Raw genomic sequence first — 20,523 nt, 5'->3', positions numbered from 1 at the left:
ATGTAAACCAATGGTGATCAATTTTAGTTGACATGATAACCCTATTATTTAAACTGGCAATCACTTTTAAAAAGGAGATTGTATTGTGAGCGCACTAAAACGTTGGACATTAAAAGAAGCCAGAGCATTGTTTGATATGCCATTTTTAGATTTGGTTTTTCAAGCACAACAAGTTCATCGTCAACATTTTGACCCTTCACAAATTCAAGTGAGCACTTTGCTTTCTATTAAAACAGGGGCTTGTCCTGAAGATTGTAAGTATTGTGCCCAAAGCGCGCGGTATAAAACGGGATTAGAAAAAGAGCGCTTAATGGAAGTGCAGCAAGTGATTGAATCTGCGAAAAAAGCAAAAGCGGCAGGTTCAACACGTTTTTGTATGGGCGCGGCATGGAAAAATCCGCATGAGCGCGATATGCCTTACCTTGAGCAAATGGTAAAAGAAGTTAAAGCGCTGGGTATGGAAACCTGCATGACACTCGGCAAATTAGATGATTCACAAGCTAACCGATTAGCAGATGCAGGACTGGACTTTTATAACCACAACCTTGATACCTCACCTGAATTTTACGGCAGTATCGTGACAACACGTACCTATCAAGACCGTTTAGATACGCTTGATAAAGTGCGTAATGCGGGTATTAAAGTGTGTTCTGGCGGAATTTTAGGGTTAGGCGAGGAAGTTAAAGATCGCGCGGCAATGCTGGTGCAATTAGCCAATTTGCCACAGCCTCCTGAAAGTGTACCTATTAATATGCTTGCCAAAATAAAAGGGACACCACTTGCAGATAATGAGGATGTCGATCCTTTTGATTTTATTCGTACTATCGCCGTTGCTCGTATCATGATGCCGCGTTCTTATGTGCGTCTTTCTGCTGGGCGGGAGCAAATGAATGAACAGACACAAGCATTTTGCTTTATGGCTGGGGCTAACTCTATTTTCTACGGTTGCAAATTATTAACGACAACCAATCCGACTGAAGATAAAGATCACCAATTATTCCGCAAGTTAGGCCTAAATCCAGAGCGGTTAGCGGTATCAATGGGCGATAATCAGCAAGAAGAAGCGCTAATGCACGCTGTTGCCAATAAAGACACTGAACAATTTTATAACGCGGCACTGTAATGAGCTGGCAAAACTATTTAGATGAAAAACTTAATGTGCGTAGAAATACGCCATTATGGCGAAAACGCCAAGTGATAAATCATTCTAATGGGCGCTTTCTAACCACGATATCAGGCGAAAAGTATCTTAATTTTTCAGGCAATGATTATTTAGGTATTAGCCAGCATGCCGATGTGATTAACGCGTGGCAACAAGGTGCGAATGAATATGGTGTGGGGAGTGGCGGTTCAGGACATATCACTGGTTTTACACAAGCTCATGCGCAGTTAGAACAACATTTAGCGGATTGGTTAGGTTACGATAATGCGCTGTTATTTTCATCTGGTTACAGTGCCAATCAAGGCGTTATTTCGGCATTACTTGAAAAAGAAGATATCATTATTGCTGATAAACTTTGCCATGCTTCATTAATGGAAGCAGCCACATTATCACCCGCCACGTTGTGGCTCTTTTTGCATAATTCGCCAGATTCTTTATCTCAACGACTCAATAAAACGTCTGCTAATAAAATCCTAGTGGTGACAGAAGGGGTATTTAGCATGGATGGCGATCAAGCGCCATTAAGAGAAACTGCATTAATAAGCCAAAAGCACTATGCTTGGTTAATGGTCGATGATGCGCATGGTATAGGTGTTTTAGGTAAACAAGGTCGAGGCAGTTGTGATGAAGTGGCTATTAAACCTGAATTATTGGTCGTAACTTTTGGTAAAGCTTTTGGTGTGAGTGGGGCGGCTGTGCTTTGCAACAAGCCAACTGCTGAATTTTTTGAACAATATGCTCGCCATCTCATTTACAGTACCTCAATGCCACCGGCACAAGCTGTGGCTTTAAATTCCGCACTGAATGTGATTAAGCAAGCTGATAGTGAGCGGGAATATCTTCAACAATTAATTTATACCTTTCGCCAAGGTGTGGCTTCGCTCCCTATTAAATTATTGCCTTCGCAAACCGCTATTCAGCCAGTAATTATTGGTGATGAACAATTGTGCCAAACACTTTCAGATTATCTGCAATCTAAAGGGCTTTGGATAAAAGCAATCTTTCCACCTACCGTACCTCCTCAAAGTGCACGTTTACGAATAACGTTAACGACTCGCCATCACCTTTCAGATATTAAGCTGTTAATCGAGACGCTTCATGCTTTCTTCAGTCAAAACAGATAAACAACGTATAGCTCAAACATTTGGTAAAGCTGCGATTCATTATGATAATCACGCCAATATTCAGCGCTATAGCGGCAATAAATTAATGGATTTAACACGTCATGATAGTGGCAATATTGTGTTAGATGCAGGATGTGGAACGGGATATTTCAGTCAAAAATGGAAGCAACAAGGCAAGTTTGTTATTGCGCTTGATTTATCACATTCAATGTTACAAGTGGCAAAACAGCAACAGCGAGCTCATGGCTATCTACAAAGTGATATAGAGCACTGTGCGATTACGCCACAAAGTGTGGATATTGTTTTTAGCAATTTAGCGATGCAATGGTGTGATGATTTATCTGTTGCCGTTAAAACGTTAATGAACACCGTAAATGTGAAAGGAGCACTTTATTTTTCAACACTTGCCACGTCGACATTACAAGAAGTCAGAGACGCTTGGCAATCGCTTGATAATCATGAACATGTTAATCCCTTTTTATCCCCTCAAGATATCGAGAACGCCTGTGCTGGTTTCCATTGCCAATTTTCTACCGAAATTGTCACAGAACAATATGATTCATTACATGCGCTCTTTGCTTCTTTGAAGGGCGTTGGTGCCAATTTTGTGCAAGGTGATCGCCAAAAAGGCTTGATGACACGACAAAAACTCCATGCATTAGAAAATGTGTGGAAAACAGACTCAGGAAAATATTTACTCACTTATCAAATTGTTATAGGAAAAATATCACATGGCTAAAATATGGTTTTTAACAGGCACAGATACAGAAGTGGGTAAAACTGTAGTAAGCAGTGCTCTATTACAATGTGCTGCGCACCAAGGGTATCGAACCGTGGGCTATAAACCTGTAGCATCAGGAAGTGAGTGGTTGAATGAAGGTTTACGTAACTCGGATGCGTTAACATTGCAAAAATTCAGCACAGTAAAATTAAATTATCACCGCGTTAACCCTTATTGCTTTGAAACGCCGACATCGCCGCATATTGTCAGCCAAGAAATGAATCAGCCTATTGATTTTGATGTGATGTCAGAAGGCTTGTCTTACTTAAAGCAGCAAGCTGATTGGGTTTTAGTTGAAGGTGCTGGTGGTTGGTTTACTCCACTGTCAGAAAATCAATTTTTCTCTGATTGGGCTATCAATGAAAATCTACCTGTTATTTTGACTGTAGGTGTTAAATTGGGTTGCATTAATCATGCGTTATTAACGCAACAAGCAATTATTCAGTCTGGTTTAACATTGGCGGGTTGGGTTGCAAATGAAGTTGAACCTGCGGGACGATATCAGAAAGAATATTTGGCAACATTAAAACAGCATATTAAAGCACCATTCTTAGGCAAAATACCCTATTTAAATGAAGTAAAAGAGCATAATTTTACTCCTTACCTTGATCTTTCTTGTTTAAAACTAAGTTGATAGACCGTTATTAAGTAAATTATAAAAGTCTATTTTTTATACCAATAAAAAAATAAAAAAAATAAATTTCGTCAATTTTGAGGGATATTTTAAGGTGGAAAAAAAGACGTAACCTACCGAGAGATAACAACTTTGTGTAGTTATCCACTATTCCTGTGGATAACCTTGTGTATTACCATTATAAAAATACGCTAAATAGAGAGAACACAAGGCATTGCTAAAGATTGGTGTTATTCTCAACTTTTATTTTTAATTCTTATATATCAATTAATTAAATAAAATCAATAGAGAGAGTGGTGTTGGTGTGTCTCTTTGAATAATTCATAAAAAAGGGGGTTGCTTTTTGGAAAAATCCCAGTTCCAAAATTGGGGATAACTTATGCTAATTATTCAGACAAATTTTATCAGATAGAGATTGAAGCTGGATTTTTATCCAGTATTATAGGGAGGGTCAGCGAGGAGAAGAAAATATGAGCAAAGATTTCAAACTGCATTCTGAATTTAAACCAGGTGGTGATCAACCTGCCGCTATTGCCTCACTCTGTGAAGGATTAGATGATGGTCTTGCTCATCAAACTCTTTTAGGGGTAACAGGTTCAGGTAAAACTTTTACGATTGCCAATGTGATCGCCAATCTAAATCGTCCGACTATGGTGTTAGCGCCAAATAAAACATTGGCGGCACAGCTTTATAGTGAGATGAAAGAATTCTTCCCTGAAAATGCAGTGGAATACTTTGTTTCTTATTATGATTATTATCAGCCAGAAGCGTATGTTCCAAGCTCTGATACCTTTATTGAAAAAGATGCTTCTGTTAACGAACATATCGAGCAAATGCGCTTATCTGCTACTAAAGCCTTGCTAGAACGTAAAGACGTCATTGTGGTGTCATCCGTGTCAGCCATTTATGGTTTAGGTGATCCCGATAGCTATTTAAAAATGATGCTTCACCTGACTAACGGCATGATAATCGACCAGCGTGCCATTTTACGCCGTTTAGCTGACTTACAATATACTCGTAATGATCAAGCCTTTCAGCGGGGGACATTTCGTGTCCGTGGTGAAGTGATTGATATCTTCCCTGCTGAATCTGACGATTATGCATTACGTGTTGAGCTATTTGATGAAGAAGTTGAACGCCTTTCACTGTTTGACCCTTTAACGGGGCAAATTCACTACAATGTGCCTCGTTTTACTGTTTATCCTAAAACGCACTATGTCACACCTCGTGAACGTATTCTTGAAGCGATGGAAGAGATCAAAAAAGAACTCGCGGATAGACGCAAAGTACTTTTAGCTAACGATAAACTTGTTGAAGAGCAACGGGTGACACAGCGTACTCAATTTGATCTCGAAATGATGAATGAGTTGGGATATTGCTCCGGTATCGAAAACTATTCACGCTATTTATCAGGTAGAGGCCCCGGTGAGCCACCACCAACGCTATTTGATTATCTTCCTGCTAACGGTTTACTCGTAATTGATGAATCACACGTTACTATTCCTCAAATTGGTGGAATGTATAAAGGCGACCGTTCCCGTAAAGAAACCTTAGTTGAATATGGCTTCCGTTTACCTTCTGCGCTTGATAACCGTCCATTACGTTTTGAAGAGTTTGAGGCGTTAGCACCACAAACGATTTATGTTTCAGCAACACCGGGTAAATATGAACTTGAAAAATCGGGTGATGAAATTGTTGAGCAAGTTGTAAGACCAACAGGTTTACTTGATCCGATTGTTGAAGTGCGGCCTGTGGCAACACAAGTCGATGATTTACTCTCTGAAATTCGTATTCGTGCAGCGAAAAACGAACGTGTATTAGTAACAACACTGACAAAACGGATGGCAGAAGATTTAACGGAATATCTTGAAGAGCATGGTGAACGTGTTCGCTATTTGCACTCTGATATTGATACGGTTGAGCGTGTCGAAATCATTCGTGATTTGCGCTTAGGTGAGTTTGATGTATTAGTGGGTATCAACTTACTTCGAGAAGGTTTGGATATGCCAGAGGTCTCTTTGGTGGCGATCTTAGATGCTGATAAAGAAGGCTTCTTACGTTCAGAGCGTTCATTGATTCAGACAATTGGTCGTGCGGCTCGTAATCTTGAAGGTAAAGCGATTTTATATGGCGATAAAATTACCGATTCAATGGCGAGAGCGATAAGCGAAACTGAACGTCGTCGTGAGAAACAACAACAGTTTAACCTTGAGCACGGCATTGTGCCTAAAGGATTAAATAAGAAAGTTGGTGATATTCTCAAGATTGGTCAGCCTTCTCAGGGGCGTAATAAGAAAGGGCACAAAGCAACAGATATCCATGAAAATTATCCGTTGTTATCAACGGCTGAATTGGAAAAAGAGATCCAACGTTTAGAAGCCGAAATGTATCAATATGCAAAAGATCTTGAATTTGAGAAAGCGGCGAGTACTCGTGATAAGTTGCAAGCGTTACGAGCTCAATTTATTGCTAACTCTTAATTAGATAAATTAAGTTCACAAACTAATAAAGGGATATCCGTATTTTTACAGGGATTATCCCTTTTTATCTTCTATCTTCCATTTTTTGCCTTGTTTGATATTCCCTTAATGGCGTTCAACTGTTTAAATACCACCACAAACAAAGCGTCAATTATTTACAAAGATAAAAAAGACATTAAGGATAGTGAATGAGTGGTTATGTTTATGCAGGGTTTCCCAGCTCTGCTGGGGTAATTCTTGGTGTTATTCTTCTTATTATGCTTTTTAAATGGCTACGCAAATTTGCTGTACAAGATAGTGAGTTGCAAAAACCATCAACAGCGGGGCAGGAGCCCATTTTATCTGAAGCAGAAAATACGTCAGGTCAGTTGTTACCCAATGAATGGGGTTTATATGTTGCAGCACCTTATGCCGCAATGAATGAGTGGGCATATAACGAATATGATAAAGGTAAAGATGATGGTGGATTATCAGCAGGTTGGGGAATTAACGACCGTTGGGATTTAGTCTATCAACTATTTTGGTTGCTCACTCAAGGTCACACCAATGATTTTTATCAGCTACGTGACCAAATTTTGGATGGTAAAGAAGACGATGTTCAGTCATTAAAAAATGATATTTTACTTTCTGAGTTAACTGAACACGATAAAAATGAGCGTTTATGGCAAATCGATATGATGAGCACAAATCGCATGAATATCCAAAATGTGAAATACCTTATTTGGGATCTCTGTCGTTTTAACAAGCTCTGTTTAGAAGGTTGCCAACAAGGTTATATTACTCAACAAGAAGCCCAAACATGGTCATTAATGAGCGCATCAATGTTGCGTCGGATTTATGATGGTTGGGAAGATATGTGGAGAAATTTTATTGCTGCTCGTTGGTTTTGGGCAAGTGGCGATCAAGATTGGGTATCTTCTCATCAAGCTTTTACGGATGTTATACAAAATATTCTGAATGCGGAAGATACGTTGGCAACAGAAGAGAATTGGGTCATGGAGTTGCCTCCATTAGATTTAATGTCGTTTTCTCGTACTGTAGCGGGTCTTGGTTTGATGAAAAATGATGTACCAATGACGCTCGACGAAATTGAAGAAGTGATTAGTCAGCGTATTACATTAAAGCAGCTTAATAGCTAATAACACGTTGAAAACCAATAGTGATATTGTGTTTTTGTCGACAAAAAACCGCACTTGCTGTTTATTGCAAATGCGGTTTTTTTATGAAAGTAGGTAATTAAATACTATTTAACGGTCTGAGGTGATGCATTACGTTGCCCTAATTGTTGCAACGTTAACTCAATAGCTTTGCCTAATAGATGACGGTCGTGACGATAAGGAATATCTTTGGCTTCCAATTGAGCTTGCACAATTAATCGACCTTTCATCGATTCATATTGTGTTTCATGGCTAATAATCACGGCATCTATGGTTTGCAAACCAATATAATTCTCCATCATGGCGATTTTATCAGACATCGTCATACTGGCAGCCGCAGGGCTTAGTTCTTTGCCTAAATTACCAATATAAATGGTTGTTGCACTGCTACGGCGTAATGCTTGTGCAAGTTCTGGTAGTAATAATAAAGGCATTAAACTGGTAAAAAAGCTACCGGGACCAATTAAGATCAAATCTGCTTGTTCAATCGCTTCAATGGCTTCTCGTGTAGTCGGTACTTTAGGGTAGAGATCAAGCTTTTGGGGGATCTTTGGTAAAATATCAACATTGACCTCACCATAAATCTCATTTCCTTGGTCATCTATCGCCATAAGGTCAACGGCTTGTTCAGACATAGGAATAAGGTGAGCATTCACTCTTAATAATCCGCGGATAAGATTAATGGCTTCTAAAGGTCGAACACTTAAGTTATCAAGTGCTTTAAGCATTAGATTACCTAAATTATGTCCTGCCAGTTCGCCTGTACCAGAAAAACGGTATTCAAACATTGCAGAAGCAACGGAAGGCTCAGTAATTAACTGATTAATACAATTGCGCATATCACCCCACGCAATGCCACCTTCTTCTTGGCGAATACGGCCAGTAGAACCGCCATTGTCTGTTGTTGTAACAATACCAGTGAGACGAGAGCCTAAGTAGGAGAGTGCTGAAAGCACACGTCCAAGGCCATGACCACCACCAAGGGCAACAACACGATCTAAATCACTTAGCGTGCGATTTCGCATATTTGTTCTACTCATCTTTAAAAATTTGCCGCTAATTTATCACAGTTAAATTTTAAGCCTATGATCACGACGTGATTTCATCACATTCCTAGTTTAATTTTACTTTTGATAGCCTAATATTTAATCAATGAAAGTGTTTTTACTTATGTTATTAAAGTGATTAAAGTGTCGTAAGTCGTTGTATTATAAATTATATAGCGAAAACATTATTCGCTTTTTGAAAGATTAGCAGGTAGAATCCACAATAAATATATAGGTATTAGAAACCTGTGAAAAACAGGTAAAGATTAACTCCTAGCCTTAACGTCTAAGTCATGTGTTTACAAGATATGATGTTCTGGCCGTGACGAAACAAGTCACCAGGGTGCAAGGTAGAAATGCCCGCATCTCCCGATTTGGAAAGGTGTTACTATGCAACAACTCGTTGATGCGTTTTCCCGCAAATTTTTCTATTTACGTCTTTCAATTACAGACGTGTGTAATTTTCGTTGTACTTATTGCCTACCTAATGGTTATAAGCCTAACGGTCATAAATCATTTCTTTCGTTAGATGAAATCAGCAGACTGACACAATCTTTTGCCGCGTTAGGGACAGAAAAAATTCGCCTAACTGGTGGTGAGCCTACAATGCGTCGTGATTTTACTGATATTATCGCAACCATTAAAGACAATGCGGCTATCAAAAAAATTGCAGTTACAACAAATGGTTATCGATTATCTCGTGATGTCGCTCAATGGCGTGATGCCGGTTTAAGTGCAATTAATGTGAGTGTTGATAGCCTCGATCCTCGTCAATTCCATGCTATTACAGGGCAAGATAAATTTAGCCAAGTGATGGAAGGTATTGATGCAGCATTTACCGCAGGTTTCGAAAAAGTCAAAGTCAACGTTGTGTTGATGCGCAATGTAAATGATAAAAACCTCCCTGATTTTCTAAATTGGATCAAAGACAGACCCATTCAGCTGCGCTTTATTGAATTAATGGAAACTGGTGACGGTAGTGATATATTCAACCGCTTTCATTTATCTGGTGAAGTTATTCGCCAGCGTTTACTCAATGAAGGTTGGTTACAAATTCCTCGCGCTCGTAGTGACGGGCCTGCTCAAGTATTTACCCATCCTGATTATCAAGGTGAAATCGGTCTTATTATGCCTTATGAAAAAGACTTTTGCCTAACCTGTAACCGTTTACGTGTTTCGGCCATTGGTAATCTCCATCTTTGCTTATTTGGTGAAAATGGTATTCCTTTACGCGATCTGCTTGCTGATGATAGTCAACAAGAAGCATTACAACAGCGTATCCAGGGTGGTCTTCTTCATAAACGAGAAACCCATTTTCTTCATCAAGGCGATAGCGGTATTACACCGAACTTATCTGTGATTGGTGGATAGTTTTTCGCTCTGTTATTTCGTTAATTTCAGGAGTTGTGCATGTCTCAACTAACTCATATTAATGCTGCCGGTGAAGCTCACATGGTGGATGTTAGCGCTAAAGCTGAAACAGTGCGAGAAGCGCGTGCTGAAGCCTTTGTTGAAATGTCAGCAGAAACATTAAGCATGATCACCGAAGGCAAACATCATAAAGGTGATGTATTTGCGACCGCAAGAATTGCAGGTATTCAAGCAGCAAAAAGAACATGGGAGTTAATCCCATTATGTCATCCGCTGTTATTAACTAAAGTTGAAGTGCGTTTAGAAGCACTCACAGGATCCAACCGCGTACGTATTGAATCTGTTTGCCGTTTAACGGGTAAAACAGGGGTTGAGATGGAAGCATTAACTGCGGCATCGGTAGCTGCGTTGACGATTTATGATATGTGCAAAGCTGTTCAAAAAGATATGGTGATAGGACCTGTACATTTATTAGAAAAAACAGGTGGTAAATCAGGTCACTTTAAGGTGGAAGCATGATTAAGGTTCTCTTCTTTGCTCAAGTCCGTGAATTAGTGGGTGTTGATTCGCTTGAATTAGATTGTAAATACCACACAGTAGATGATTTACGTAAGGCATTAATTACTAAAGGTGAACGTTGGTCACTCGCATTAGAAGATGGCAAGTTACTCTCTGCGGTAAACCAATCCTTTGTTCAAGGTTCTCACGTTATTAATGATGGTGATGAAATCGCTTTTTTCCCACCTGTTACAGGAGGATAAGATGAGCGCATCAACTCGTATTTCAGTACAAACCGAAAATTTTAGTGTTGGTGATGAATACCAATGGCTTTCAGAGTGTGACAGCGATGGTGCTGTTGTGACATTTACGGGTAAAGTTCGTAATCATAATCTCGGTGATGAAGTAAGTACGCTCACGCTTGAACACTATCCAGGAATGACTGAAAAAGCACTAACAGATATTGTGAATGAAGCTCGCTCTCGTTGGCCTTTACAGCGTGTAAGTGTTATTCACCGCGTTGGAACTTTGCATATTGGTGAAGAGATAGTGTTTGTCGGTGTCACCAGTTCTCATCGCAATAGTGCATTTGAATCTGCTGAATTTATTATGGATTTCTTAAAAACACGCGCACCATTTTGGAAAAAAGAAGGGCTTTCTGAAAACAACGACAGATGGGTTGATGCACGCCAAAGTGATTATGACTCGGCTGAGCGCTGGGAATAAATCATCACACTGAATTAAACGCTACATTACTTTACTTAAATTTATTTTATGGTGACATTTCATACAGTTTAATTCGTGGAAATGTAAAATCAGTGTGATAAAATTAAATTCTAATGAGTCCATAATGGACTTTTTACTGAAATAAACGTTATTGTTAAACCTAACGTTATCACTATGATTAAAGGGTAATCATCATGGATCGATTTTCACGTTCAAATGATTCAATCGTACAGCGCACAGGTTCTGGCCTACAAACCTTTATGGCTCAGGTTTATGGTTGGATGACTGTAGGTCTGTTACTCACTGCGTTTGTTGCACTCTACGTTGCATCAAGCGAAGCATTATTATCAATGATTTTTTCTAGCAAGGTCGTCTTTTTTGGTCTGATCATTGCTCAATTAGGGTTAGTTTTCGTGTTATCTGGTATGGTTCATAAAATGAGTGGCGCAATGGCAACCTCATTGTTTATGCTCTATTCCGTGCTAACTGGTGTGACTATCTCAAGCGTATTACTGGTTTATACCGCATCTTCAATTGCTAGCACTTTCTTTATTTGTGCTGCGATGTTTGGTGCATTAAGTGTTTACGGTTACACGACTAAGCGTAGCTTAACGGGTATGGGTAGCTTCCTGTTTATGGGGCTTATCGGTATCATTATTGCTTCTATCGTGAATATCTTTATGCAAAGCTCAATGATGAGCATGGTTATCTCTTATGCTGGTGTGTTGATTTTCGCAGGTTTAACTGCTTACGACACACAAAAATTAAAAGATATGGGGAATGAAATTAACCAAGAAGATAAAGAAAATATGCGCCGTTACTCAATTATGGGTGCATTAACGCTTTATTTAGATTTCATCAACTTGTTCTTAATGTTACTGCGTATTTTAGGCGACCGTCGTTAATTTTAACGGTATCTACGGATAAACGTAATTTAAAAACAGCATAAAAAATAAATCCCATAACTTTTATAAGTTGTGGGATTTTTTTGTGCATTTATTAAGAGAATTTTTCTGTCGCACATAATTGAAATAGAATGAAGTTTAATTATCTCGTAACCAAGGCGTAATAGTTAAACCTACTAAAGCTCCTTCAGGGCTTAATAACCGTGTGACAGTTTGTCCCCAAGGTTCAATTCGATTATCAACAAGCAGTTGATAGCCTTTTTGTTTTAAAGTTTGAGTGGCGGTATTAATATCTTCTACTTCAAATTCAACCCAATATTGTGGTATCGGCAGATCATTTGGCCAAACATCATTACCAAAGCAAGACATAGCGGCTTGCTCTAAAGGTCACAGTGCAAAATGTTTAACACCTTTTAATTCACCTTCTGATGTTGATAAATAATCACTATTATCTTCCATTGGTTTTAAAGGCAAATTAAGCGCATCTTTATAAAAAAGCTGGCTTTGTGCATTATTACGAGTAATAGAACCAAAACCGGCAACAAAGAGAATGTTTATACCAGAAATAGCAGGAGTCATAATATTCCCCTTATTGTTAAGTTAACCACTGTTTTAATATATTAATAATAATAGGTGAAAAGCTTTCTAATTTTCCATCATCATTAGGTTTTGCTAGTTCTATGATTAAATCATTAAGTAAATCATCATCTTCTAGTCCTTCACTAGGATCAATTCCATTAATAAATAAGATTTGTTCAATAGCGTGTTTTCTTTTACTGATTAATAAGTTATTGGGAAAAGTGCTAGAGCCTAAATTCAATATTTCAATTGCCTTTTCAGCACGGGATGTTAAACCATTAACTCTACCACTAATTGAAAACTGTAATTCAGTCTCACACTCATCCATAAGTGGAGTAAGGGGAAGTGCGTGATGTTGATGAGAATCGCCGCATTGTTTCTTAGCATTGCAACTGGCGATAAGATTAGAGAACTCAAGCGTTTTATTTTGTGCTAATTGTTGAGGTTCGATATGTTCATTGTGGCAGTCATGAATTGATTTTATTTGCTGACAACAATGACCACATAAATAGAACTGCTCTTCTAGCAATACTTCTCTTATTTCTGTTCGAATTTCTGGGGTTAAATCAGCGTATTTTTTATATTTATTTTGCCTTTTCCATTGAGTTAAACTTGTGGGTTCATAATCATTTCTTTTGCTGATTTTTCTCAAGTTGAACTTCCTTTTTCTTTAGCAATAATCGTGCTTTAACTAGCTCAATATTATTTGTTGAAACATCTTGTTCTAATTCAGCTAATAAATCTTTTGCTGTTGCAATATCGGCATTTTGAATCGCATCAAGAATATCGCCGATTTGGCTTTGCACTTTTTGATTGATAAAGTCAGTATCCATAATTTCTGACAGTACGCTATTGATATCTTGCCCATAAAGTGAAGAGACTTTTTCAACCTGACCTTTTTCAATGCTGTAAACAAGAATATCTTTGTGATCGCTGATCAATAATGGTGAGTGTGTCGTTAATACAAATTGGCAGTTAGGAAAGGTTTTATCCAATAAAGCGATTAATCGTCGTTGCCATTGAGGGTGTAAGTGGATGTCAGGCTCATCAATTAAAATAATGCCTTTGCCCTTTAAGGGATTATCCAAAGTTGGATTTAAAATTGTTAAACGGCGTGCGATATCACCAACCATAGCAAGTAATGATTTTTCGCCATAAGAGAGTTGTTCAATAGAAAAGTGAGTACCGTCTTTCACTACTTTCATGGAAAGATCAGGTGTGCGCTCAATATAGATATTTTCAATCGTAGAACTGTCATCAGATAAGAAAATTTTAATGGCTTCACGTACAGCAGTTAATGCTTTATCTTGCAATTTCTTTTGCTCAGCTAACATACTTTGGTAAATTTCACTATTTACATCAGTATGTTTTTCTAACAATTTCATAATGCTTGTGTGAGGAGCCGTTTCATTTTCGATATCTTCACGGTAACGAAACCAAGCAAAGAAATCGGCATAATCTGTTTTAACTTCTAGAGCATCTTTATACGCGGATAAAATATCAAATTGACGGTTATTATTGGGCTGAATTGCGTTGTTGATTGTTGTGTCATAAGTATGGCGAGTTGCGCCATAATAAGCTGTGATGGGAAAATTTAATTCAATTTTTTCTTTTGATCGTAATGCATGGCGATATGAAGCAGAAAAATGATCTAATTGATTATCGCTAGCATAAGAAGAAAGTTTATTATTATCTGTTAAATAGCGCGCTGTTGTTAAATCAAAATCTAAAGTATTTGTATCTATATTTGAAGAGTGATTAATCAAAGTAATATTTGTTTTTTCTTTTTTATTAAAAGAAATTGTGGCGACTTCAGATAAAAGATTAATTTTAGCTTTAGTAATTAATTTCCCTTCCGCATTTTTATCTTCCAGCTTCGCTACAAACCAACTTAAACCTGTTGCAATCGCATCTAAAATACTGGTTTTCCCTGAACCATTATTACCAATAAATACAGTAATATTTGAGCCATTTTCGTTGCCATCTTTTGTGGCTAACGTGATGTCAGCATCAGTAAAAACACCATAATTTTCAAGTCGTAGTTTGCTGATTTGCATATTGCACGCCTATTGATTTTTTCTTTGGTATCAGTCTATTAGAGTTAGTTATCAAAGTACAGATTTTAAGCTATCTTCCTTTGGAAAAGATAATAGGCAATGCTACCTGTTCCTACAGCAATCACCAATAAAGGCCATAAACTGTGCCATATAACAGTGATATCGGCATTTTTAAGGTAAATCTGTTTTGTGATATCGGTGAAATGGCGAATTGGGTTTATCCATGTGGCATGTTGTAGCCAAACGGGCATGTTTTCTACGGGGGAAATATAGCCAGATAATAAAACAGCGGGCATCATAAACACAAAGACACCAATAAAAGCCTGTTGCTGTGTCGAGCTTAATGCGGATATTAGCAAACCAAAACCCACCAGCGATAAGCCATAAATCAGCATGGTAAAGTAAAACAGCAATAATGAGCCAGAAAAGGGAATTTGATAACCAAATATACCAATAATTAACACGATAGTACCTTGAATGGCAGCAACGACCATTGCTGGAACGGCTTTACCGACAAAGATTTGCCATGTTGAGAGAGGCGAAACTAACAGTTGATCTAACGTGCCTTGTTCGCGCTCTCTAGCAACAGAAAGTGAAGTCACAATCATGACGCCAATGGTAATAATTAATGCGACTAAAGAGGGCACAATAAACCATTTGTAATTTAAATTCGGGTTATACCAATTACGAACAACAAGTTCTGTTTTATTCAGTAAAGAAGGTGTATTGCCTGCTAATTCAGTTTGATAGTTTTGTACGATTTGCTGTACATAATTAGCGGCAATTTGCGCACTATTAGAATTTCGACCATCTAGGATTATTTGTAATTTAACAGGAACATGGCTTTCTAAATCGGCGCTAAAATTCTGTGGAAAACGAACTAATAAAAGCGCTTTACGATTATCAATAGCCTCTTTTATTTCATGTTCATTTTTAAGCAAAAGAGTTTGAGAGAATGCACTTGCTTTGGCGATACGCTGGGTTAACTCAATAGATTGTTTACCATTATCTTCATCAAAAATGGCAATAGAGGCATTGGTAACATCTAATGTTGCGGCAAATGGAAATAAGATCATTTGAAAGATAACTGGCATTATTAAGATAATGCGAGTTTGAGGCTCTTGTAATAATGACTGTAACTCTTTCATTATCAGGGTGAGAAGACGATAAAACATAAATACTCTCCCTTTAATCTAATCGACGTCGTGTTGCTAACGCCGTTAAGCCAATAAAGAATATGGCAGAAACGATCAACAACCACATATCTAACATTAATATCAATGGAATATCGCCAGCTAAAAATAGTGTTTGCAAACTACTCACAAAATAACGCGCAGGAATAAAATAGGTCACTACTTGAATAAAAAATGGCATGCTATCAATTTCAAAAACAAAGCCTGATAACATAATTGCAGGCAAAAATGCAGCATTTAACGAAATCATCGCGGCATTAAATTGATTACGCGTTAGTGTGGAAATAAGTAATCCCATACCTAAAGCAGTAGCTAAAAAGAGCGACGTAATGCCACCTAAAATCCACAATGATCCCCGATAGGGCACACCAAGCACAAATACAGTGACTACCATACATAGCACCATGACAAAACTCCCTAACACTTGGTAAGGAATAAGTTTTGAGAGAAGAAGCTCAGTACGTGTAATTTGAGTGGAAAGTAAGGCTTCCATAGTGCCTCTTTCCCATTCACGAGCAATTACCAACGAGGTAAGAATAGCCCCAACTACCGTAATAATAATGGTGACGGCACCTGGAATAATATAGTGCTGACTAATTGCCGCAGGGTTAAACCAATAGCGAGGTTCGATTTCAATTAATGGCGTCGTATCAATACCTTTACTGATAGCTTGTTGTTGTAACCAAATTTGCCAAACCCCTTTTGTGTAAGCTTGTACAAAGTTTGCCGTATTAGGTTCACTGCCATCGGTGATCACTTGAATGGGGGCTTTAGTATCTTGGCGAGCAAGTAATTCAGCAAAATTAACAGGAATAACCACAATGCCGCGGATTTGCCCCGCCTGCATTTTATCAATTAATAATTGTCGATTATCGCTAATAGTTGCATTGATATAGGGTGAATTTGTGAAGGTGTAAACAAGTTCTTGTGCTGGTTGGCTTTGTTGATTAGTTAAAATGCCAATATTTAATTTGCTTGAGTCTAGATTAATGCCATATCCAAAAATAAACAGCAAAGTAAGTGGGATAACAATAGCAATTAGGGCACTGCTGGGATCACGAGTAATTTGCTTTGTTTCTTTTAAACACAGTGCGTATAAACGTCGCCAAGAAAAGCGGGCATGAGATGATTGAGCTGAATTATGCATGTTTTTCGCTCCCTTTATCATTTTCACTTTCAAGTTTTTTATCGTAATCCAGCACTAAACCAATAAAGGCATCTTCCATTGAAGGGGTTGGATTATCTTTGCTGGCAACCATTTTTTTCAGAGAATCAGGCTCGCCAGCTGCAATGATTTTGCCTCGATAAACCAAACCAATGCGATCGCAATACTCTGCTTCATCCATAAAGTGAGTGGTAACCATCACGGTCACTCCTTTATCCACCATGCCATTAATATGTAGCCAAAACTCTCTTCGCGTTAATGGGTCAACACCTGATGTAGGCTCATCTAAAAAGAGAATATCAGGCTCGTGCATTAATGAGCACGCAAGGGCAAGGCGTTGTTTATAACCTAAAGGTAAGGTTTCAGTGATTTGATTCACCATCGGCTGTAAACCAAAGGCAGTTATCATATCGTTGATTTTATCGCGTTGTTGTTTGCCATGTAAGCCATAAACACCTGAGAAGAATTTCAAGTTTTGTCCCACTTTAAGGTTGCCATAAAGTGAGAATTTTTGTGCCATATAACCTAAATGTTGACGCGCTTTTCCAGAGCTCTCTTTCAAGTCCATACCTAGCACAAGGGCTTTACCGCTGGTGGGGACTAATAAACCACACATCATTTTAAAGGTTGTCGATTTACCTGCACCGTTAGGGCCTAATAAACCGAAAATTTCACCACGTTTAACTTGGAAATCGACATGATCAGTCGCTGCAAATTGACCAAACATTTTGGTTAACTGTTGCGCTTCAATCACAGTTTCATTAGGTGCGGGAGGGATCTGAGGCATAATTTCAGCTAATTCAGATTTATGAGAAGGACCGCCTCCTAATAAATCTATAAAAGCATCTTCAAAGCGAGGTGTAGCAGGAATAAGCTTCGTATCAGATTTACCCAAAGCGCTTAGTAATTCAGTTTGATTATTCTGTTTTTTCAGGATCAAACGAACGGATTGCCCTTGAATAACGCCATCCGTAACTTGAGGTTGAATAATGGCCTGTTGTAACACTTTTCTACGCTGATGACCTTCAACATTAAGTAGAAAAGAGCGACCTGCCATTTTTGCTGTTAAATCTTGAGGAATACCACTATAAAGTAGCTCTCCTTTGTTAAGTAAGAGAATGTTTTTACATTGCTCTGCTTCATCAAGATAAGAGGTGCTCCATAGTATCAACATGCCATCGCTGGCCAAAGCATGCACCATTTGCCAAAGCTCACGGCGTGCAATGGGATCGACACCCACGCCTGGCTCGTCAAGAAGCAGAACTTTAGGACTACCTAATAAAGTACAAGCCAGCCCAAGCTTTTGTTTCATGCCTCCAGACAGATTACCTGCAAGGCGAGATGTAAAGCGAGTGAGATCAGTAAATGTCAGTAGTTGTTGATAAACTTTTTTACGCTCTTCACCCACGACATTTTTTAAATCGGCATAAAGATTGAGGTTTTCTAATACTGTTAAATCTTCATACAGACCAAATTTTTGTGGCATATAGCCAAGAATAGCTCTGACATCGACACTCTGTTTTTGCGGATCCATTCCTAAAATACGAATATCACCAGCATCAGGCTTTAATAAGCCTGCAAGCATACGAATTAAGGTTGTTTTGCCTGCGCCATCAGGGCCAACTAAACCCGTCACAGAGCCACCTGTAATGGTGGCTGTTAATGACGAAACAGCGGGGCTTTCCAGTCCTGTAAAGTGTTTTTCAACACCGAGAAGTTCGATAGTGTAATCAGCGAGTCCCATTTTTCCCCCACACTTAATGAGAGGAAGCAAATTTTAAGGTGACAGGCATACCTTGGCGTAATGCGTCATCAGCATCCGTCACAACTACTCTGAGGCGATACACTAAATCGGTTCTTAACTCCGGTGTTTCAACACTTTTTGGGGTAAATTCGGCTGTTGGTGAAACAAATCCAATCGTACCGTGATAAGGTTTATCTTTACGTCCATCGGTGTATAGATAAACTTCTCGATTAGGAACAGCTTCGCTTAAGTGAGTTTCACTGATATAAGCTCTGACCCAAACAGGGTTAGTTAATGACACCGTAAATACAGGGCTTCCAGCCGATAATATTGTACCGGGTTCCACCGCTCGAGTTAGCACAGTACCTTGTGATGGAGAGATTAGTTGCGTGTCTTGGAGGTTTAATTCAGCTTGTGCAACAGCGGCTTTAGCTTGCATAACTTGTCCTTTCGCCGCATCAATGTCTTCTTTTCGATAACCATTTTGATACTGATTGAGCTTATCTTGTGCCGCTTTTAAGGCAGCCGCCGCTTGATTGCGATTATTTCTTGCGCTATCTAAATCATTGGCTGAGATGACTTTTCGGTTAGCAAGATCTTGCTGACGTTTATAAAAGTTTTCTGCGTATTGCCAAGCGGCTTGCTTTAATGACACATCAGATTGAGCTTGCGCGATTTCTTCAGTGCGATATCCCGCTTCCATTAAGGCTAATGCGGCGATAGCACTATCTCGTTCGCCATATGCTTTGTTAAGCGCATTACGATAAGGTGCATCGTCGAGCTGACCTAATAATTGTCCTTTTTCAACGGGCGCACCCTCATCAACATGCAATGTATCTAATTTTCCAGCAACACGAAAACTAAGATTGACTGTACGGATATCGACATTGCCATAGAGTACTAATTCAGACTCTTTGTTTTCTTCGTAATAATAGATACCTGCAACAATACTGATAATAATCATTAAGATGATAAAGAAACTGATTTTTTTAGTTTTCATAATAACTCTATTTATGCGTGATGAGTGTTAGTGTAAATCTCTCTTAATCCATTGAGTAATAAAGTAATATGAGTTTTTAACGTGTTGGAGATAATCTGATACTCATTCTTACCAATTCTATCCCATCCCGTTTGTCTTAGAATGGTTTCCCTTACTAAGCGAAATGATAACACTTCTCCTAATATAGCGTGAGTATGTAGCATTGTTGCAGGAAGTGTTTCATCTAAACCGATATAAATAGCTAATAACTTGTTTACTCGCCTTAAAAGTGGCGATAACGCTTGCTGGTGGATAAGAGAATACGCTTCGGTAGGGACAAGCTGTTCCCTTGCCATAATGCGACTAAGATGAATATTTTCTTTATCAAGCACAAGACGAGCATATTGTAAAAAACTATCTGTAATAAGCGTTTGCAGTAATGGGAGGTGTTCTACTGGGTTAGGCCGTTCAAGAAATTCGTCAAGAATGACCACGGTCGGTTCAAAATCAAGGCGAATAAGATCAGCAATATGTTGTGCAACGGCGAGATATAGCCCTTCTTTGGAACCAAAATAATAAGCGATAGCGGCAATATTTTGTTGAGCAGCTTGTGCAATTTGGCGTGTTGTGGCGGCATCTGGCCCATTTTTACCAAAGATCTCACATGCCGCTTCCAATAATTGTCGTTTTGCTAGTTCACCGCGCGTTGTCTTCTGGTGGATGTCTGACATGATAGAAGATACCTTACTTAAGTAAAATGTAACAAAACCAATGATATTAAAAACAGCGATAACAAGGCGTATTATATTAGATGATATTGAACAATAGGGAAAATTTGTGATAAATAATCGAATAAAGCTGATGTGTAATAAAAAAAGTGTAATCTATTATTGAAAATTATTTTTGTATTCTGAATATAGCA

General features: G+C 38.6%; 19 protein-coding genes, 1 pseudogene and 1 riboswitch. Of the genes and pseudogenes, 11 read left to right on the top strand and 9 right to left on the bottom strand.

The window, feature by feature from the left end; genetic code table 11:
* Positions 1–85 precede the first annotated feature (85 nt).
* The 6 genes from bioB to ABN212_RS10095 all read left to right on the top strand — a co-directional run bounded on the left by bioB (position 86) and on the right by ABN212_RS10095 (position 7,320).
* Positions 86–1,123, top strand: coding sequence for a biotin synthase BioB (bioB, locus tag ABN212_RS10120; RefSeq protein WP_349443181.1), 1,038 nt, complete (start codon positions 86–88; stop codon positions 1,121–1,123).
* On the top strand, positions 1,123–2,286 hold the full coding sequence (gene bioF / locus ABN212_RS10115) for an 8-amino-7-oxononanoate synthase (RefSeq protein ID WP_349443180.1): 1,164 nt from the start codon (positions 1,123–1,125) through the stop codon (positions 2,284–2,286). The genes bioB and bioF overlap by 1 nt, the downstream gene beginning before the upstream one ends.
* Positions 2,261–3,025, top strand: coding sequence for a malonyl-ACP O-methyltransferase BioC (gene bioC, locus ABN212_RS10110; protein WP_198620435.1), 765 nt, complete (start codon positions 2,261–2,263; stop codon positions 3,023–3,025). Before bioF ends, bioC begins: the two co-directional genes overlap by 26 nt.
* Complete coding sequence (gene bioD / locus ABN212_RS10105; RefSeq protein WP_349443179.1) at positions 3,018–3,701, top strand: dethiobiotin synthase; 684 nt, start codon at positions 3,018–3,020, stop codon at positions 3,699–3,701. The genes bioC and bioD overlap by 8 nt, the downstream gene beginning before the upstream one ends.
* A 470-nt stretch (positions 3,702–4,171) precedes the next feature.
* Positions 4,172–6,181 carry an excinuclease ABC subunit UvrB gene (gene uvrB, locus ABN212_RS10100; RefSeq protein WP_198626133.1) on the top strand — a complete coding sequence of 670 codons (2,010 nt, stop codon included), beginning with the start codon at positions 4,172–4,174 and terminating at the stop codon, positions 6,179–6,181.
* A 188-nt stretch (positions 6,182–6,369) separates the two neighbouring features.
* The gene (locus ABN212_RS10095; RefSeq protein WP_198620438.1) at positions 6,370–7,320 is read left to right on the top strand and encodes a DUF1266 domain-containing protein; all 951 of its coding nucleotides are present in this window, start codon (positions 6,370–6,372) and stop codon (positions 7,318–7,320) included.
* Positions 7,321–7,424: 104 nt separating this feature from the next.
* On the opposite strand, the gene yvcK is transcribed toward ABN212_RS10095, so the two are convergent.
* Entirely contained in the window at positions 7,425–8,363 is a 939-nt protein-coding gene (gene yvcK, locus ABN212_RS10090) for a uridine diphosphate-N-acetylglucosamine-binding protein YvcK (RefSeq protein ID WP_349443178.1), read from the bottom strand.
* Positions 8,364–8,642: 279 nt separating this feature from the next.
* A riboswitch (molybdenum cofactor riboswitch) is annotated at positions 8,643–8,785 on the top strand.
* On the opposite strand from yvcK, the gene moaA reads away from it, so the two are divergent.
* The 5 genes from moaA to ABN212_RS10065 all read left to right on the top strand — a co-directional run bounded on the left by moaA (position 8,775) and on the right by ABN212_RS10065 (position 11,884).
* Entirely contained in the window at positions 8,775–9,755 is a 981-nt protein-coding gene (gene moaA, locus ABN212_RS10085) for a GTP 3',8-cyclase MoaA (protein WP_088493379.1), read from the top strand. (Overlaps the previous riboswitch by 11 nt.)
* Before the next feature lie 39 nt (positions 9,756–9,794).
* Positions 9,795–10,274, top strand: coding sequence for a cyclic pyranopterin monophosphate synthase MoaC (moaC, locus tag ABN212_RS10080; protein ID WP_349443177.1), 480 nt, complete (start codon positions 9,795–9,797; stop codon positions 10,272–10,274).
* A complete protein-coding gene (moaD, locus tag ABN212_RS10075) occupies positions 10,271–10,516 on the top strand; it encodes a molybdopterin synthase sulfur carrier subunit (RefSeq protein ID WP_109373984.1) in 246 nt (81 codons plus the stop codon). The genes moaC and moaD overlap by 4 nt, the downstream gene beginning before the upstream one ends.
* A 1-nt stretch (position 10,517) precedes the next feature.
* Positions 10,518–10,979 (top strand): molybdopterin synthase catalytic subunit MoaE, encoded by a 462-nt coding sequence (moaE, locus tag ABN212_RS10070; RefSeq protein ID WP_098943826.1) that lies wholly within the window; start codon positions 10,518–10,520, stop codon positions 10,977–10,979.
* A gap of 194 nt (positions 10,980–11,173) precedes the next feature.
* A complete protein-coding gene (locus ABN212_RS10065) occupies positions 11,174–11,884 on the top strand; it encodes a Bax inhibitor-1/YccA family protein (RefSeq protein ID WP_109373985.1) in 711 nt (236 codons plus the stop codon).
* A 138-nt stretch (positions 11,885–12,022) separates the two neighbouring features.
* Here ABN212_RS10065 and ABN212_RS10060 read toward each other — a convergent pair.
* The 8 genes and pseudogenes from ABN212_RS10060 to cecR all read right to left on the bottom strand — a co-directional run bounded on the left by ABN212_RS10060 (position 12,023) and on the right by cecR (position 20,332).
* A pseudogene (locus tag ABN212_RS10060) lies at positions 12,023–12,463 on the bottom strand (glyoxalase).
* A 16-nt stretch (positions 12,464–12,479) separates the two neighbouring features.
* On the bottom strand, positions 12,480–13,115 hold the full coding sequence (locus ABN212_RS10055; protein WP_198620440.1) for a retron system putative HNH endonuclease: 636 nt from the start codon (positions 13,113–13,115) through the stop codon (positions 12,480–12,482).
* Positions 13,090–14,520: an AAA family ATPase gene (locus tag ABN212_RS10050; protein WP_198626137.1), complete on the bottom strand. Its 1,431-nt coding sequence runs from the start codon at positions 14,518–14,520 to the stop codon at positions 13,090–13,092. Before ABN212_RS10050 ends, ABN212_RS10055 begins: the two co-directional genes overlap by 26 nt.
* 65 nt (positions 14,521–14,585) lie before the next feature.
* A complete protein-coding gene (locus tag ABN212_RS10045; protein ID WP_198620442.1) occupies positions 14,586–15,695 on the bottom strand; it encodes an ABC transporter permease in 1,110 nt (369 codons plus the stop codon).
* 13 nt (positions 15,696–15,708) lie between these two features.
* Positions 15,709–16,860, bottom strand: a complete 1,152-nt coding sequence (locus tag ABN212_RS10040) for an ABC transporter permease (protein ID WP_109373988.1) — start codon at positions 16,858–16,860, stop codon at positions 15,709–15,711.
* Positions 16,853–18,622: an ATP-binding cassette domain-containing protein gene (locus ABN212_RS10035; RefSeq protein WP_349443176.1), complete on the bottom strand. Its 1,770-nt coding sequence runs from the start codon at positions 18,620–18,622 to the stop codon at positions 16,853–16,855. The genes ABN212_RS10040 and ABN212_RS10035 overlap by 8 nt, the downstream gene beginning before the upstream one ends.
* Before the next feature lie 13 nt (positions 18,623–18,635).
* Complete coding sequence (gene hlyD / locus ABN212_RS10030; RefSeq protein ID WP_198620443.1) at positions 18,636–19,622, bottom strand: secretion protein HlyD; 987 nt, start codon at positions 19,620–19,622, stop codon at positions 18,636–18,638.
* 11 nt (positions 19,623–19,633) lie between these two features.
* Positions 19,634–20,332 carry a transcriptional regulator CecR gene (gene cecR, locus ABN212_RS10025; protein ID WP_198620444.1) on the bottom strand — a complete coding sequence of 233 codons (699 nt, stop codon included), beginning with the start codon at positions 20,330–20,332 and terminating at the stop codon, positions 19,634–19,636.
* Between the last annotated feature and the right edge of the window lie 191 nt (positions 20,333–20,523).

The organism is Proteus genomosp. 6 (assembly GCF_040139785.1).
Lineage (GTDB): Bacteria > Pseudomonadota > Gammaproteobacteria > Enterobacterales > Enterobacteriaceae > Proteus.
Note: the sequence above shows the minus strand (reverse complement) of the source record. Positions and strands in the feature narration are given on the sequence as shown.

Coding starts and splice junctions, on each gene's coding strand:
- bioD (WP_349443179.1), top strand. CDS start 3,018: ATGGCTAAAATATGGTTTTTAACAGGCACAGATACAGAAGTGGGTAAA.
- ABN212_RS10040 (WP_109373988.1), bottom strand. CDS start 16,860: ATGCATAATTCAGCTCAATCATCTCATGCCCGCTTTTCTTGGCGACGT.
- moaC (WP_349443177.1), top strand. CDS start 9,795: ATGTCTCAACTAACTCATATTAATGCTGCCGGTGAAGCTCACATGGTG.
- ABN212_RS10065 (WP_109373985.1), top strand. CDS start 11,174: ATGGATCGATTTTCACGTTCAAATGATTCAATCGTACAGCGCACAGGT.
- ABN212_RS10045 (WP_198620442.1), bottom strand. CDS start 15,695: ATGTTTTATCGTCTTCTCACCCTGATAATGAAAGAGTTACAGTCATTA.
- bioF (WP_349443180.1), top strand. CDS start 1,123: ATGAGCTGGCAAAACTATTTAGATGAAAAACTTAATGTGCGTAGAAAT.
- ABN212_RS10095 (WP_198620438.1), top strand. CDS start 6,370: ATGAGTGGTTATGTTTATGCAGGGTTTCCCAGCTCTGCTGGGGTAATT.
- cecR (WP_198620444.1), bottom strand. CDS start 20,332: ATGTCAGACATCCACCAGAAGACAACGCGCGGTGAACTAGCAAAACGA.
- yvcK (WP_349443178.1), bottom strand. CDS start 8,363: ATGCGAAATCGCACGCTAAGTGATTTAGATCGTGTTGTTGCCCTTGGT.
- hlyD (WP_198620443.1), bottom strand. CDS start 19,622: ATGAAAACTAAAAAAATCAGTTTCTTTATCATCTTAATGATTATTATC.
- uvrB (WP_198626133.1), top strand. CDS start 4,172: ATGAGCAAAGATTTCAAACTGCATTCTGAATTTAAACCAGGTGGTGAT.
- moaD (WP_109373984.1), top strand. CDS start 10,271: ATGATTAAGGTTCTCTTCTTTGCTCAAGTCCGTGAATTAGTGGGTGTT.
- bioC (WP_198620435.1), top strand. CDS start 2,261: ATGCTTTCTTCAGTCAAAACAGATAAACAACGTATAGCTCAAACATTT.
- ABN212_RS10050 (WP_198626137.1), bottom strand. CDS start 14,520: ATGCAAATCAGCAAACTACGACTTGAAAATTATGGTGTTTTTACTGAT.
- moaA (WP_088493379.1), top strand. CDS start 8,775: ATGCAACAACTCGTTGATGCGTTTTCCCGCAAATTTTTCTATTTACGT.
- moaE (WP_098943826.1), top strand. CDS start 10,518: ATGAGCGCATCAACTCGTATTTCAGTACAAACCGAAAATTTTAGTGTT.
- ABN212_RS10035 (WP_349443176.1), bottom strand. CDS start 18,622: ATGGGACTCGCTGATTACACTATCGAACTTCTCGGTGTTGAAAAACAC.